This is a genomic window from Streptococcus mitis, assembly GCF_023109105.1.
Classification (GTDB): Bacteria; Bacillota; Bacilli; order Lactobacillales; family Streptococcaceae; genus Streptococcus; species Streptococcus mitis_BW.
In genome coordinates this window covers 30,211-43,954 of record NZ_JALDTZ010000003.1, presented here as the reverse complement: position 1 = coordinate 43,954, position 13,744 = coordinate 30,211, and the positions used below count along the sequence as shown (strand labels likewise).

Below are 13,744 nucleotides of genomic sequence, written 5' to 3'. Positions count from 1 at the left end.
CACTTCTGCTTTAAAAATAATGGAGAACTAATATAAGGAGAAAACCATGATTAAGATTACTTTCCCAGATGGCGCTGTTCGTGAATTCGAATCTGGCGTTACAACTTTTGAAATTGCCCAATCTATCAGCAATTCCCTAGCTAAAAAAGCTCTTGCTGGTAAATTCAACGGCAAACTCATCGACACGACTCGTGCGATAACTGAAGATGGAAGCATCGAAATCATGACACCTGATCACGAAGATGCTCTTGATATCTTGCGTCACTCAGCTGCTCACTTGTTTGCACAAGCAGCTCGTCGTCTCTTCCCAGACATTCACTTGGGTGTTGGTCCAGCTATCGAAGATGGTTTCTACTACGATACTGATAATCAAGCTGGTCAAATCTCTAACGAAGATCTTCCTCGTATCGAAGAAGAAATGCAAAAAATCGTTAAAGAAAACTTCCCATCTATTCGTGAAGAAGTGACAAAAGATGAAGCCCGTGAAATCTTCAAAGACGACCCTTACAAGTTGGAATTGATCGAGGAACACTCAGAAGACGAGGGTGGTTTGACTATCTACCGTCAGGGTGAATATGTTGACCTCTGCCGTGGACCTCACGTCCCTTCAACAGGCCGCATCCAAATCTTCCACCTTCTCCATGTAGCTGGTGCTTACTGGCGCGGAAATAGTGACAATGCGATGATGCAACGTATTTACGGTACAGCTTGGTTCGACAAGAAAGACTTGAAAAACTACCTTCAAATGCGTGAAGAAGCCAAAGAACGTGACCACCGTAAACTTGGTAAAGAGCTTGATCTCTTCATGATTTCTCAAGAAGTTGGTCAAGGTCTACCATTCTGGTTGCCAAATGGTGCGACAATCCGTCGTGAGTTAGAACGCTACATCGTCGATAAAGAGTTGGCTTCTGGCTATCAACACGTTTACACTCCACCACTTGCTTCTGTAGAGCTTTACAAGACTTCTGGTCACTGGGATCATTACCAAGAAGACATGTTCCCAACTATGGATATGGGAGATGGGGAAGAATTCGTCCTTCGCCCAATGAACTGTCCACACCACATCCAAGTCTTTAAACACCATGTTCACTCATACCGTGAATTGCCAATCCGTATCGCTGAAATCGGGATGATGCACCGCTATGAAAAATCTGGTGCCCTCACTGGTCTTCAACGTGTGCGTGAAATGTCTCTCAACGACGGTCACCTCTTTGTGACTCCAGAACAAATCCAAGAAGAATTCCAACGTGCTCTTCAGTTGATTATCGATGTTTATGAAGATTTCAACTTGAATGAATACCGTTTCCGCCTCTCTCTTCGTGACCCTCAAGATACTCACAAGTACTTTGATAACGATGAAATGTGGGAAAATGCCCAAACCATGCTTCGTGCTGCCCTTGATGAGATGGGTGTTGACTACTTTGAAGCTGAAGGGGAAGCAGCCTTCTACGGACCAAAATTGGATATCCAGGTTAAGACTGCCCTTGGAAAAGAAGAAACTCTTTCTACGATCCAGCTTGACTTCTTGCTTCCAGAACGCTTCGACCTCAAATACATCGGAGCTGATGGTGAAGAACACCGTCCAGTTATGATTCACCGTGGTGTTATCTCAACCATGGAACGCTTTACAGCTATCTTGATTGAAAACTACAAAGGTGCCTTCCCAACATGGCTTGCACCACACCAAGTAACTCTCATCCCAGTATCTAACGAGAAACACGTTGACTACGCTTGGGAAGTGGCTAAGAAGCTCCGTGACCGTGGTGTCCGTGCTGATGTGGATGAACGTAATGAAAAAATGCAATTCAAGATCCGTGCATCACAAACTAGCAAGATCCCTTACCAATTGATCGTTGGTGACAAGGAAATGGAAGACGGAACTGTCAACGTTCGTCGCTATGGACAAAAAGAAACGAACACTGTGTCAGTAGAAGAGTTTGTAGCAGCTATCCTAGCTGATATCGCCAACAAATCTCGTGTTGAGAAATAAAACGATCACAGTCTGAGAAACATTTTTCAGTAAGAAAAAGCAACAACTATTTCAGTTGTTGCTTTTTATATTTTGTTTAACCTGAGTTAGTAGTGATTGATCAAACCACCACAAATAGTATCCTCATCAACAATCTTTTCTATCCATTAACTTTTGGATATAGGATATCCTCCCAAGATTTGCTTCCATGAGTTAGATAAGTTGACTATCCTCAGTCCTTGTCTGCCTCAATTTCTTTTACGATGTCATCTTGTGAATCTTTTTCAGAGAGTTTTTGATCGATATACTTGTCAATGTTTTCGTAAAATTCCTTAATCGTCTCACTATCTAATTTTGCCGAATTATGGAATTGCTTGACTTTCAATTGAACAGATTGAATACCGTAAGAGGCTTGTTTTTGGCGAATGGTTTCTAATTCTTCTTCTGAAATCGGACCTCCAACAACCGTCAAGACCAATTCATTATTACTTGACTTGTAGACTTGATTAATGACCGTATGATTGGCGAACTCTTTTCCTACAAACTGTTTGATCCCTTCTTTGCGCGCTTGTTCTATTGTCAGAGTAACTGCCGAATAGCTAGCTGGAAGAATCAACAATACAATCAAAGAAATCAAGCCAATTCTCATTTTAATGCTCAGCTCTTTAAATGAAGTTAAAGGAGATTTTCTCATCAAAATTCTTGTTCCAACAATGTTGGCTAGCATGATAAAGACACAGTTGATCAAGAAAAGATAGAGAGCCCCCAATAAAAATCGTACATTCCCATTAGCTAAACCATAGCCAGCAGTACAGATAGGCGGCATCAAAGCTGTAGCAATGGCTACTCCTGGCACGATATTGTTTGCTTCTTTTTTCCTTGAACCGATCACACCAGCAATCCCACCAGCAATAGCAATGAGAACATCCCAAATGGTTGGAGAGGTTCGTGCGATCAACTCGCTACTTGCATAAGACAAGGGAGAAATCCAGAAATACAGAGTCGAGACAAGCAAACTGACCAACACTTGAGTCAATAAAACCTCTAGAGATTGCTTGATTAAACGCGTATCAAAAATAGCTAAACCGAATCCCAGTCCAACAATCGGTGTCATGAGAGGTGAAATTAACATGGCTCCAATAATAACAGCTGTTGAATTCATATTTAGACCGATAGAGGCAATAAAAATTGCACACATCAAAATCGCTGTATCTCTCAATCGAACATGAAGGTCATCGTATAATTTCTCACGGTATTCCCGTGTTGAATAATTGGCAGTCATTTGTCCTCTCCTCTTTCCTTATTTAAATCGGTATAATAATTAATAATAACAGCTGATAAACAGCCAAAAAATATGAGCCCATAAATCGTCAAGAAGACACTGGTAATCCTTCCAATCAAGGTCACAGCTAGGAGATCCCCGTAGCCGACAGTCGTCGAAGTCACAAAAGCATACCAAAGACCGTCTCCGTAATTTGTGATAGCAGGTTCAACTAGGAAAAGCACGCCTCCTGACCCAAAAACAAAGGTCACAAAACTCAGAGCAAACCGAGTAAAACCCGTAACCTGTATAATATGCCATAACATTTTTAAACGTCTCATTTGTTCTCCTTATTCATACTAGCTCCTGACCGAGCCGTTTTTTCCAATAATCAAAGTGAAGATAGGACATGATCTCCATCAGAGAAAGATAGACAAACTGATAGATCTGATTTAAGCTGATTATCAACTGATATTGTTTGAAAAATGACTGGAAGAAAGACCAGATATGACTGTCTTGAATCAGTCCCTTCTTAACATTATATCAAAAATTTTACAGTCTTTCTCTGAAGAAATCAATTAATTTAAAAGATAGAGAAAGGAAGAAATTTTTGTATCCTTATCCGAAGAAAAAACGTTTTGAGTTGAAAAGTATTAAACTTTTTCACACATTTCCTCTTTCTCATTTTTAAATTTTATCAGAAAAATTACTGTTATATCATACAGTTATCTTACATTTAAAATAGTAATCTTACATTTTTGTGAGGAAACCATATTTCTACTAGATAAAATAATTTACTCGGATATACAGTTATAGATAAAAAAGCCCAGTTGTTTTATCTTGGGCTCTTATCTAATATGCTCACTCAATTATCAGATTCATATCGGAAAACTTGATTCTTACTGTCGTTCCTTTTCCAACCTCAGACTCGATGCGAATCTGATGACCTAGTTCTTCAGAAATCTTCTTAGATAGATAGAGACCAAGTCCAGATGACTGCTGGGTCAGACGTCCATTATATCCTGAAAATCCACGTTCAAAGACTCGGAGGACATCACTGTTTTTTATCCCGATTCCCGTATCCTTGATACAGAGTTCCTGGCCTTCCATATAAATCTCCAGACCACCTTCCTTGGTGTATTTGAGACTATTTGAAATGATTTGCTCAATAACCACTAGTAACCATTTTTTATCCGTCACGATTTCTTTATCAAGGTCATGTAGATTGACATTTAAGCCTTTTTGAATAAAGAAAAGAGCATATTTACGAATTATTTCCTTGACCAAGTCCTCAATTTGAACTTGCTTTAAGACCAAATCGTCATGGAAACTTTCTAAACGCAGGTACTGTAAGACTAGGTTGGTATAGGAGTCGATTTTGAAAATTTCCTGTTCTAACTGTTGCTTCAGTTGGCGGTCGGCTACTTCTGCAACTAAGAGTTGGCTGGCTGCAATGGGGGTCTTAATCTGATGGACCCATAAGGTATAGTAATCCAGCAAATCCGTCAGTTTTCTTTCTGCTTCTGACCTCTGCTGATAGAGTTCCATCTCACGCGCTTCTAATTTTTCTGCTAAAGCTATTTCCAAAGGAGACTTAGCTTCCCTCTCTCCATAGAGAAGTTCCTTGCGATAAACCTGCATCTCCGCCAATATGTCCCAAGTGAAAAATAGGATGGTTACAAAGCAACACAAGAGGAAAAAGTAGAGAAAGTAAATTCCCAAACTGGCAAATAAAAACTGAAAGAGCAAGACCAGAAACATCAAAGAAAACAGATAGACAAACAGACGACTACGGGAGCGCAGATAGGCTAGAAAAAATTGTTTCCAATCAAGCATGCTTCAGTCCATACCCTATCCCTTTCTTGGTCTCGATAAATCCTACCAAGCCCTGCTCTTCCAACTTTTTACGCAAACGAGCCACATTAACAGAGAGCGTATTATCATCAATGAAAAAGTCACTGTTCCAAAGCTCCCGCATCAGGTCATCACGTGCTACGATATTGCCTGCATGCTCAAACAGCACTCGTAAAATCTGGAATTCGTTCTTGGTCAAATTCAAGACTTGCCCTTGATAATGTAAATCCATGGATTTGGTATTGAGGATAACACCGGCATATTCCAGTAAGCTCTCGTCACGCCCAAACTCATAGGAACGGCGCAACAAGCCCTGAACCTTGGCTAGAAGGACCTGCTGGTCAAAGGGCTTGGTCACAAAGTCATCCGCCCCCATATTGATTGCCATGACGATATCCATAGCCTGGTCTCTCGAAGACAGAAACATGATGGGTACTTTGGAAATCTTGCGGATTTCCTGACACCAGTGATAGCCATTAAACAAGGGCAAGCCAATATCCATGAGGACCAGATGAGGTTCCGACTGGACAAATAGACTCAAAACTTCCATAAAGTCTTCTACCAGAACCACTTCAAATCCCCATTCAGAGAGCATCTTTCCGACCTGTTGACGAATGACCTGATCATCTTCTACTAATAAAATCTTGTGCATGCGCTTCTCCTTTTCTATTATTATAACAGATTTTTCCATGCTAGAAGGTCTGAAACTGAATTTGAAATAGCTTGTTTTTAGCCAACAAAGTGTGGCAATCCTACTAGCTAATTTGAGGGAAATTTGATAAGATAAATAAAAAGAAAGGAGCTCCTATGGCCAATATTTTTGACTATCTGAAAGATGTCGCATACGATTCCTTTTACGACCTTCCGTTGAATGAATTAGATGTTTTAGCCTTAACAGAAACCACCTACCTCCCCTTTGATAATCTGGTCTCCTCAACTCCTCAGCGACTTTTAGACCTGATAGCTCAGGTTCCAAGGGAACCTAACATGTTGACCAGTAAAAATCGCCTCCAGCTATTAGATGAACTAGCTCAACACAAGCGCTTTAAAAATTGCAAACTCTCCCATTTTATCAATGACATTGACCCTGAATTGCAAAAGCAGTTTGCGGCTATGACCTACCGCCTCACTCTCGATACCTATCTGGTTGTCTTTCGTGGGACTGATGACAGTATCATTGGCTGGAAGGAAGATTTCCACCTGACCTATATGAAGGAAATTCCCGCCCAAAAGCACGCCCTCCACTATTTAAAGAACTTTTTTGCCCACCATCCTAAGCAAAAGGTCATTCTGGCTGGGCATTCCAAGGGAGGAAATCTAGCCATCTATGCTGCTAGTCAAATTGAGCAAAGCTTGCAAAATCAAATAACAGCAGTTTATACCTTTGATGCGCCTGGTCTCCATAAAGAACTGACACAGACCGAGGGCTATCAAAGGATAATGGATAGAACCAAGGTCTTCATTCCACAAGGTTCCATTATCGGTATGATGCTGGAAATCCCTGCCCACCAAATCATTGTTCAAAGTACTGCCTTGGGTGGTATCGCTCAGCACGATACTTTTAGCTGGCAAATTGAGGATAAGCACTTCGTCCAACTGGATAAAACCAACAGTGATAGCCAACAAGTCGACACAACCTTCAAGGAGTGGGTGGCCACAGTCCCTGATGAGGAACTCCAGCTCTACTTCGACCTCTTCTTTGGTACCATTCTGGATGCTGGGATTAGCTTCATCAATGACTTATCTTCCTTCAAGGCTATCGAACACATTCATCATCTCTTCGTCCAAGCGCAATCCCTCACTCCAAAAGAAAGAGAAACCATGGGACGTCTTACCCAATTATTAATTGATACCCGTTACCAAGCCTGGAAAAATAGATAAAAAGCTTATGATAAGGTGTGAACCTTCTCACAAGCTTTTTTGTTTTAAAGAAAAAATCACTCCTTCATTTTATTCTCTGCATCTGCCACGACTTGCTCTAGACTAGTCTGACCAAGTTCAGCCTCCATAGCCAGCTGGATTCTCTCCAATTTTTGATCCAAAACATCATGAATATGAGCTCCAACTGGGCAATTTGGATTTGGATTGTCATGAAAACTAAAGAGTTGACCTGTCTTACCAAGACACTCAACCGCTTGATAAACATCTAAAAGACTAATGTCCTTGAGATCCTTAACAATCTCTGTTCCGCCTGTCCCACGCGCTACTGAAATCAACTCTGCCTTCTTCAACTGGGACAAGGTTTTTCTGATAATGACTGGATTGACCCCAACACTAGCAGCCAGAAAATCACTGGTTACCTTGCTTTCCTTCCCCTTGAGGGCAATGATTATCAGCATATGAGTCGCAATGGTAAATCTACTTGGAATTTGCATCCTCTTCTCCTTTTTAAGAGGCTACCCTGCCTCTACTCTTCTTTTTCTTTTATTATACCCTTTTCAGTTGTAATGTCAATTATTACCACTTTCCAACCAGGCATCTAATTCCCTATCATATCCCTCTTTCTGGGCCAATTCTCTCAGAAATTCCTGATTATGAGTATGGTGGATACCATTGACCAGACTTTCATAATAAACCTCAAAATAGGGAAGTTTAAGGTCTTTAGCCAGCTGTAATTCAGCTGCCACATCGTAGTCTACCCGTCGGAAGTCCATATCTACCAAGCCCTTGTCATCAAACTCCAAAATCATATACTGGGCCCGTAAGTCCTTCCGCAGCTGGGCATCTAGAAAGAAAGGTTGGCCAATCGAACCCGGATTGACAATCAATTGCCCACCAGTCCCGTAACGAAGCAACTGCTGATGAATATGACCATAAACAGCAATATCACAAGGCGGATTGGTCACCAAACGGTCAAAATCCTCTTGTGCTCCAGTATGAATCAACTCTCGCCCCCAGTTCTTATCAGGCAGATGATGGCTAATTCCTACCGTCAAATCCCCAAACTGACGATGAAGCTGGAGAGGTTGATTGTGGAGCAGTTCGATTTCTTCTAGGGAAATTTCCTCTAAAACATACTGGCACTGGCGCAAGAGATAGCGTTGGCTGGGACGAGTACTATCCAATTCCTTGCGGACACCATGCCAAAGACTGTCTTCCCAGTTTCCCAAAACTCTAGCCGTAATCGGTATTTCAGCCAACAAGTCCAATACCCTTCTACGCCCTGTCCCTGGCATAAGAATATCTCCCAAAAGCCAGTATTCATCCACTCCTAGCTGCCCGGCATCGGCCAAAACAGCCTCTAAAGCAGTGGTATTGCCATGAATATCTGAAAGAAGAGCTATTTTTGTCATATTCATCTCCTCATTTTTTCTCTTGCAATAAGTATAACATAAAAAGTCACAGCTAGAGAAATCTAGCTTTTTTTGATATACTAGATAAAGATATTAGACAAGAGGAAACGAATGACCCCAAACAAAGAAGACTATCTAAAATGTATTTATGAAATTGGCATAGATTTGCATAAGATTACCAACAAGGAAATTGCGGCTCGTATGCAAGTCTCTCCCCCTGCCGTAACCGAAATGATTAAACGAATGAAGAGCGAAAATCTCATCCTCAAGGACAAGGAAGCTGGCTATCTACTGACTGACCTTGGACTCAAACTGGTCTCTGAGCTCTACCGTAAACACCGTTTGATTGAAGTTTTTCTAGTCCATCATTTAGACTATACGAGTGACCAGATTCACGAGGAAGCTGAGGTATTGGAACATACTGTCTCTGAGCTATTTGTGGAGAGACTGGATAAATTGCTTGGATTCCCCAAGACCTGCCCTCACGGAGGCACCATTCCTTCCAAGGGAGAACTCTTAGTTGAAATCAATAACCTGCCACTAGCTGATATCAAGGAAGCTGGCGCCTACCGCCTGACTCGGGTGAATGATAGTTTTGACATTCTCAATTATCTAGACAAGCACTCACTTCACATCGGTGACCAGCTCCAAGTCAAGCAGTTTGATGGCTTCAGCAATACCTTCACTATCCTCAGTAAAAACGAGGATTTACAAGTAAGTATGGACATTGCCAAACAACTCTATGTCGAAAAAATCGACTAATTTCTCAAGTACCCCAACCAACCCTGAAAGTTTGATTTTCAGGGTTTTATTTCTATCATTTGATTTTACTTTCATTTAGTTGTAGAATGTTTGTTAAAAAAAAGAAAGATAGTTTAAGCTATGAAAAAATCACTAAAAATTTTTGCGACATCCAAATGGTTTGACCTCTTCGGGGTTGCTTTGGTCGTTGGAATTGCGATTGCATCTGGTTACCTCAACTCACGTCTAGATAAATTTGTAGACTGGGGACCATGGACTGCACTTGTTCCCTTTGGATTGATTTCCGTAACCAACGTTGGAATTTCCATGTTGTCCACTCGTTTTACAGGAAAATTAAGCAAATGGGGAAATTACTTTGGCATTGTCAATACGATTTTGTCTGGTACCATTGATTATATCCTTGGAAATAAAGCGGCCATCATCACCTATCCTGTTACCTTCCTCATTTATACCTTTGCTATTAAAAAATGGGAAGTTTCGCAAGAAGGCAGACCCAACCAAATGAGCCAAAAACAGGTAAAATTGGCGGCCATCATCATTTCAATTATTGCCTTCCTCTTTGCCTTTGTGACCAACTATATCGGCTATGGAGGTAAGATGAATCTCCTTGCCTACGTGACAACGATTGCCTTTGCACTGTCCCTCATTGCCAATGCTTTGAATGCATTAAAATTAACAACTCAATGGGGCTTTTGGTTGATTTACAATTTTGTGCAGCTGACAAAGGCTGGCATTCAAGGAAACTTCGCCAATATCGGTAAATATATCTTTTATATCCTCAATGCAATTGGAGCTTTATTTGTCTGGAATGATGAAGAAGCTAGATAATAGAAGGAAACTCAAATAAAGAAAGCAAGACGACTTAATAGAATCACCCTTCTACTGTTTATTATCATTTTAGTTGTAACTACCATTGGTTTGGTGTAGAATAAAGCTAGATAAAAGAGGGAGGTCATCCTATGAAAAATCTCTTTAGAATCCATTTTGTAGCAATTGCAGTCATTGATTTGCTACTATTTGCATTTTTTAACACGAGACAAGAGACATTTTTAGACCGGTTCTTGCTCTCTGGTTTTATTTTCCTCCTTGCTCAGGGACTCCTGCTATTTCGCTTGCTTGTCCGACTCAAACATCATTTCTCTGAGATTTATCCTCAAATCAATAAAAAGATTCGCTTCTACTATTTAGGAGTTCTCTCCATTGATTTTCTATTTTTTGTCCTTTTAGCCTTCGTTAGTTCTCATCTTTTTTTCTCTCTTATGCCAGTCGTCACTGCTTGCCATTCTACTTTTTATTATACGACGACTAACTACCTAAGGGACAACTATCCAGATTTTTACAACAAACACATCTCTTTATGGGAGTGCCTCTAAAGAAAAGGAGGTTTTAGCATGAAAAAAATCATCTACAGCAAAACCATTCAACTCCTTGTCATCGATGGAATCATGCTGGCATTTTTGACATTTAAAGAAGGGCTTACTTGGGATTGGATTTTGATTTATAGCGGTTGGCTCATTTTCTTTCATCCTGTGCTACTGACTTATCTTTCTAACCAGCTTTGTGACCACTTTAGTCAACTCTATTCCCAGATTAGACCGAAATTCTGGCGTTTTGCCCTACAAATCCTCCTATGGGATTGCCTGATGATTCTCTCCTTGATATGTTTAAGTGGTGTCCCACTTTTCCTTCAAGGAACTCTCCTAATTTTAGGACACCTCATTTCTTCCTATCGCATAAACCAAAGCCTGAAACAAGATTTCTCCAAAGCCTATCAAGAACCGATTTCATTTTGGAGTATTTTATGATAGATAAGAAAAACCAAGCCGGCTGGGCTTGGTCTTTCTTATCTATTTTTAGTATCTAGGATAATGGTAACAGGTCCGTCATTGATCAGCTCAACCTGCATATCCGCTCCAAAAATACCTGTCTGAACGGGCACTTCCTGCTCTAATTTTTGATTAAAAGCATCATAGAAGTTTGATGCCATATCAGGCTTAGCTGCACCTGTAAAGGCTGGCCGATTGCCTTTCTTAGTATCTGCAAAGAGGGTAAACTGAGAAATAGAGAGGATTTCTCCTTCAATATCTTTGACAGACAGGTTCATCTTGCCTTCTGCATCTGAAAAAATCCGCATATTGACAAGCTTTCTCACAGCATAGTCCAAATCTTCCTCTTGGTCTTCTGGTCCAACACCGACCAACAATAAGAGTCCCTGATTGATTTTTCCCTGAACCTGACCTTCGATACTCACTTGGGCTTTTTTAACCCGCTGGATAATGATTTTCATAATAGCCTTTCTAGTAAGAGCTAGGACAATTAGCCGTTGGTCCGTTTGACAGAATAGACCTCTGGTACGCTCTTAATCTTGTCCACAACCGTAGTCAGCGTAGAGAGGTTAGCAATACCAAAGGATACATGGATATTAGCAAATTTCATATCCTTGGTTGGTTGGGCATTGACTGTTGAGATATTCTTAGTTGTGTTTGAGAGAACTTGAAGAACGTCGTTTAAGAGACCTGTACGATTGAGACCGTAGATATCGATATGGGCCATATACTCCTTATTTGAGTTTGAGTACTGGTCTTCCCATTCCACATCAAGAAGACGTTGCTCGTAGTTTTCTTGGGCTCGCAGGTTCATACAGTCCACACGGTGAATAGCCACACCACGACCCTTGGTAATGTAACCGACAATATCGTCACCAGGCACTGGATTACAACACTTGGCAATCCGCACTAGGAGACCAGAAGCACCTTCAATGACCACACCACCCTCATGCTTAACCTTGAGGGTTTCTTTATTTTCAACCTTGACCTCGCCACCTTTGACAAGTTCTTCTGCTTCAGCCTTTGCCTTGGCCCGCTCTTCTTCACGACGTTCCTTTTCAGTCAGACGGTTAAAGACGGTAATAGCACCGATTTCGCCAAAACCAATGGCCGCAAAGAGGGATTCTTCTGTCTTGTAGCTAGTCTTTTGCAGAACTTGGTCCATATGGCGCTTGTCCATGAATTTATTGGCCACATAGCCGTTTTCTTGGAACTGAGCCATCAGCATTTCACGACCCTTATTGACAGACAATTCCTTGTCTTGGTTTTTAAAGAACTGGCGAATCTTATTACGAGCCTTGCTGGTCTTGACCATATTGAGCCAGTCACGACTCGGCCCAAAGGAGTTCGGGTTTGTGACAATTTCAACCTGATCTCCTGTCTTGAGCTTAGTTGTCAGCGGAACCATGCGACCATTGACCTTGGCACCAGTTGCTTTTTCCCCAACTTTTGTATGGATTTCATAGGCAAAGTCAATCGGTCCTGAATCTTTTGGAAGTGAACGGACAGCTCCATCTGGGGTAAAGACGTAAATCTCCTCAGCCAGATAGTTTTCCTTAACAGAGTCCACAAATTCCTTAGCATCATCAGCCTGGTCTTGGAGCTCCATCATCTCCTTGATCCAGTTCATTCCAATAGCAGATTCCTTGCTGTTAACCTGCCCCTTGATGCCCTTCTTGTAAGCCCAGTGAGCCGCAACCCCGTACTCAGCCACCTCGTGCATTTCCTTTGTCCGAATCTGGAATTCGATCGGCCCTTTGGGCCCATAAACAGTGGTATGGATAGACTGATAACCATTGGCCTTGCGATTAGCGATATAATCTTTGAAGCGACCCGGCATCGGCTTCCATAGCTCATGCACGTAACCAAGCATGGCATAAACATCACTTTGGGTATCTAAGATACAACGAATGGCAATCAGGTCATAGATTTCCTCAAAACGTTTTCTCTTATCCTGCATTTTGCGGAAAATCGAATAAATATGCTTGGGACGACCATAAATTTTCCCTTTTAGGTGACGATCTGTCGAATAGTTTTCTAGTTTCGTAACTACCTCATCCACCAAGGCCTCACGCTCTCTACGCTTTTCCTTCATCATATGGGTAATCTTGTAAAACTCCGTTGGGTTAAGATAACGGAAAGATAAGTCTTCCAACTCCCATTTGACGCTAGAAATCCCCAAACGATGGGCAAGTGGGGCATAGATTTCCATTGTTTCTTTGGAAATGCGCTCCTGCTTGTCTTTTCTAAGATGTTTCAAGGTCCGCATATTGTGCAAGCGATCTGACAGTTTGACCAAGATAACACGGATGTCCTCAGACATGGCCATAAGCATCTTACGATGATTTTCAGCCAACTGCTCCTCGATCGATTTGTACTCGACCTTACCAAGTTTAGTAACCCCATCGACAATCACGCGCACATCAGGACCAAACTCTCTTTCCAAATCGTCCAAGGTCGCATCAGTATCTTCCACCACATCATGCAAGAAACCACAAGCTACCGTTACAGCATCCAGCTTGAGTTTGGCTAAAATACCTGCCACTTGGATAGGGTGAATGATATAAGGCTCGCCTGATTTGCGGTATTGACCACTGTGGCAATCCACCGCATAGACCAAGGCTTTATGTACAAAAGCAACATCCTCTTCCGTTAAATATTCTTTGGTTAAAGCGACAACTTCTTCGCCTGTTAAATTCACTTCTTTTGGCATCTCTACTCTCCAATTCTTCCTACCATTTTATCACTTTTTTAATAATATGAAAACTAGAAAAGAGGA

General features: G+C 41.4%; 14 protein-coding genes. 6 read left to right on the top strand and 8 right to left on the bottom strand.

Features of this window, described 5'->3' with window-relative positions:
• The first annotated feature begins 46 nt into the window (after positions 1–46).
• The gene (thrS, locus tag M1F37_RS02865) at positions 47–1,990 is read left to right on the top strand and encodes a threonine--tRNA ligase (protein ID WP_247934644.1); all 1,944 of its coding nucleotides are present in this window, start codon (positions 47–49) and stop codon (positions 1,988–1,990) included.
• Positions 1,991–2,201: 211 nt separating this feature from the next.
• On the opposite strand, the gene M1F37_RS02860 is transcribed toward thrS, so the two are convergent.
• The 4 genes from M1F37_RS02860 to M1F37_RS02845 form a co-directional block, all read right to left on the bottom strand.
• Entirely contained in the window at positions 2,202–3,251 is a 1,050-nt protein-coding gene (locus tag M1F37_RS02860) for a DUF389 domain-containing protein (RefSeq protein ID WP_247934643.1), read from the bottom strand.
• Positions 3,248–3,571, bottom strand: a complete 324-nt coding sequence (locus M1F37_RS02855; RefSeq protein WP_001253404.1) for a potassium channel family protein — start codon at positions 3,569–3,571, stop codon at positions 3,248–3,250. Before M1F37_RS02855 ends, M1F37_RS02860 begins: the two co-directional genes overlap by 4 nt.
• A gap of 520 nt (positions 3,572–4,091) precedes the next feature.
• Positions 4,092–5,066: a sensor histidine kinase gene (locus M1F37_RS02850; protein ID WP_247934642.1), complete on the bottom strand. Its 975-nt coding sequence runs from the start codon at positions 5,064–5,066 to the stop codon at positions 4,092–4,094.
• Positions 5,059–5,736, bottom strand: coding sequence for a response regulator transcription factor (locus M1F37_RS02845; RefSeq protein WP_000548991.1), 678 nt, complete (start codon positions 5,734–5,736; stop codon positions 5,059–5,061). The genes M1F37_RS02850 and M1F37_RS02845 overlap by 8 nt, the downstream gene beginning before the upstream one ends.
• Before the next feature lie 155 nt (positions 5,737–5,891).
• On the opposite strand from M1F37_RS02845, the gene M1F37_RS02840 reads away from it, so the two are divergent.
• Entirely contained in the window at positions 5,892–6,965 is a 1,074-nt protein-coding gene (locus M1F37_RS02840; protein ID WP_247934641.1) for a DUF2974 domain-containing protein, read from the top strand.
• 56 nt (positions 6,966–7,021) lie between these two features.
• On the opposite strand, the gene M1F37_RS02835 is transcribed toward M1F37_RS02840, so the two are convergent.
• Entirely contained in the window at positions 7,022–7,459 is a 438-nt protein-coding gene (locus M1F37_RS02835; RefSeq protein WP_247934640.1) for an Rrf2 family transcriptional regulator, read from the bottom strand.
• A gap of 75 nt (positions 7,460–7,534) precedes the next feature.
• Positions 7,535–8,377 (bottom strand): metallophosphoesterase family protein, encoded by an 843-nt coding sequence (locus tag M1F37_RS02830; RefSeq protein WP_247934639.1) that lies wholly within the window; start codon positions 8,375–8,377, stop codon positions 7,535–7,537.
• 111 nt (positions 8,378–8,488) lie between these two features.
• Between M1F37_RS02830 and M1F37_RS02825 the strand changes: the two genes are divergently transcribed.
• The 4 genes from M1F37_RS02825 to M1F37_RS02810 all read left to right on the top strand — a co-directional run bounded on the left by M1F37_RS02825 (position 8,489) and on the right by M1F37_RS02810 (position 10,944).
• Positions 8,489–9,139: a metal-dependent transcriptional regulator gene (locus tag M1F37_RS02825; protein WP_247934638.1), complete on the top strand. Its 651-nt coding sequence runs from the start codon at positions 8,489–8,491 to the stop codon at positions 9,137–9,139.
• Between the two features lie 120 nt (positions 9,140–9,259).
• Positions 9,260–9,967 (top strand): nicotinamide mononucleotide transporter, encoded by a 708-nt coding sequence (locus M1F37_RS02820; RefSeq protein ID WP_247934637.1) that lies wholly within the window; start codon positions 9,260–9,262, stop codon positions 9,965–9,967.
• A gap of 131 nt (positions 9,968–10,098) precedes the next feature.
• Positions 10,099–10,512 (top strand): hypothetical protein, encoded by a 414-nt coding sequence (locus tag M1F37_RS02815; protein WP_247934636.1) that lies wholly within the window; start codon positions 10,099–10,101, stop codon positions 10,510–10,512.
• An 18-nt stretch (positions 10,513–10,530) separates the two neighbouring features.
• Positions 10,531–10,944, top strand: coding sequence for a hypothetical protein (locus M1F37_RS02810; RefSeq protein WP_247934635.1), 414 nt, complete (start codon positions 10,531–10,533; stop codon positions 10,942–10,944).
• A gap of 38 nt (positions 10,945–10,982) precedes the next feature.
• Here the strand turns inward: M1F37_RS02810 and dtd are convergent, their stop codons facing one another.
• A complete protein-coding gene (dtd, locus tag M1F37_RS02805) occupies positions 10,983–11,426 on the bottom strand; it encodes a D-aminoacyl-tRNA deacylase (protein WP_247934634.1) in 444 nt (147 codons plus the stop codon).
• A gap of 29 nt (positions 11,427–11,455) precedes the next feature.
• A complete protein-coding gene (locus M1F37_RS02800; RefSeq protein ID WP_247934633.1) occupies positions 11,456–13,678 on the bottom strand; it encodes a RelA/SpoT family protein in 2,223 nt (740 codons plus the stop codon).
• Between the last annotated feature and the right edge of the window lie 66 nt (positions 13,679–13,744).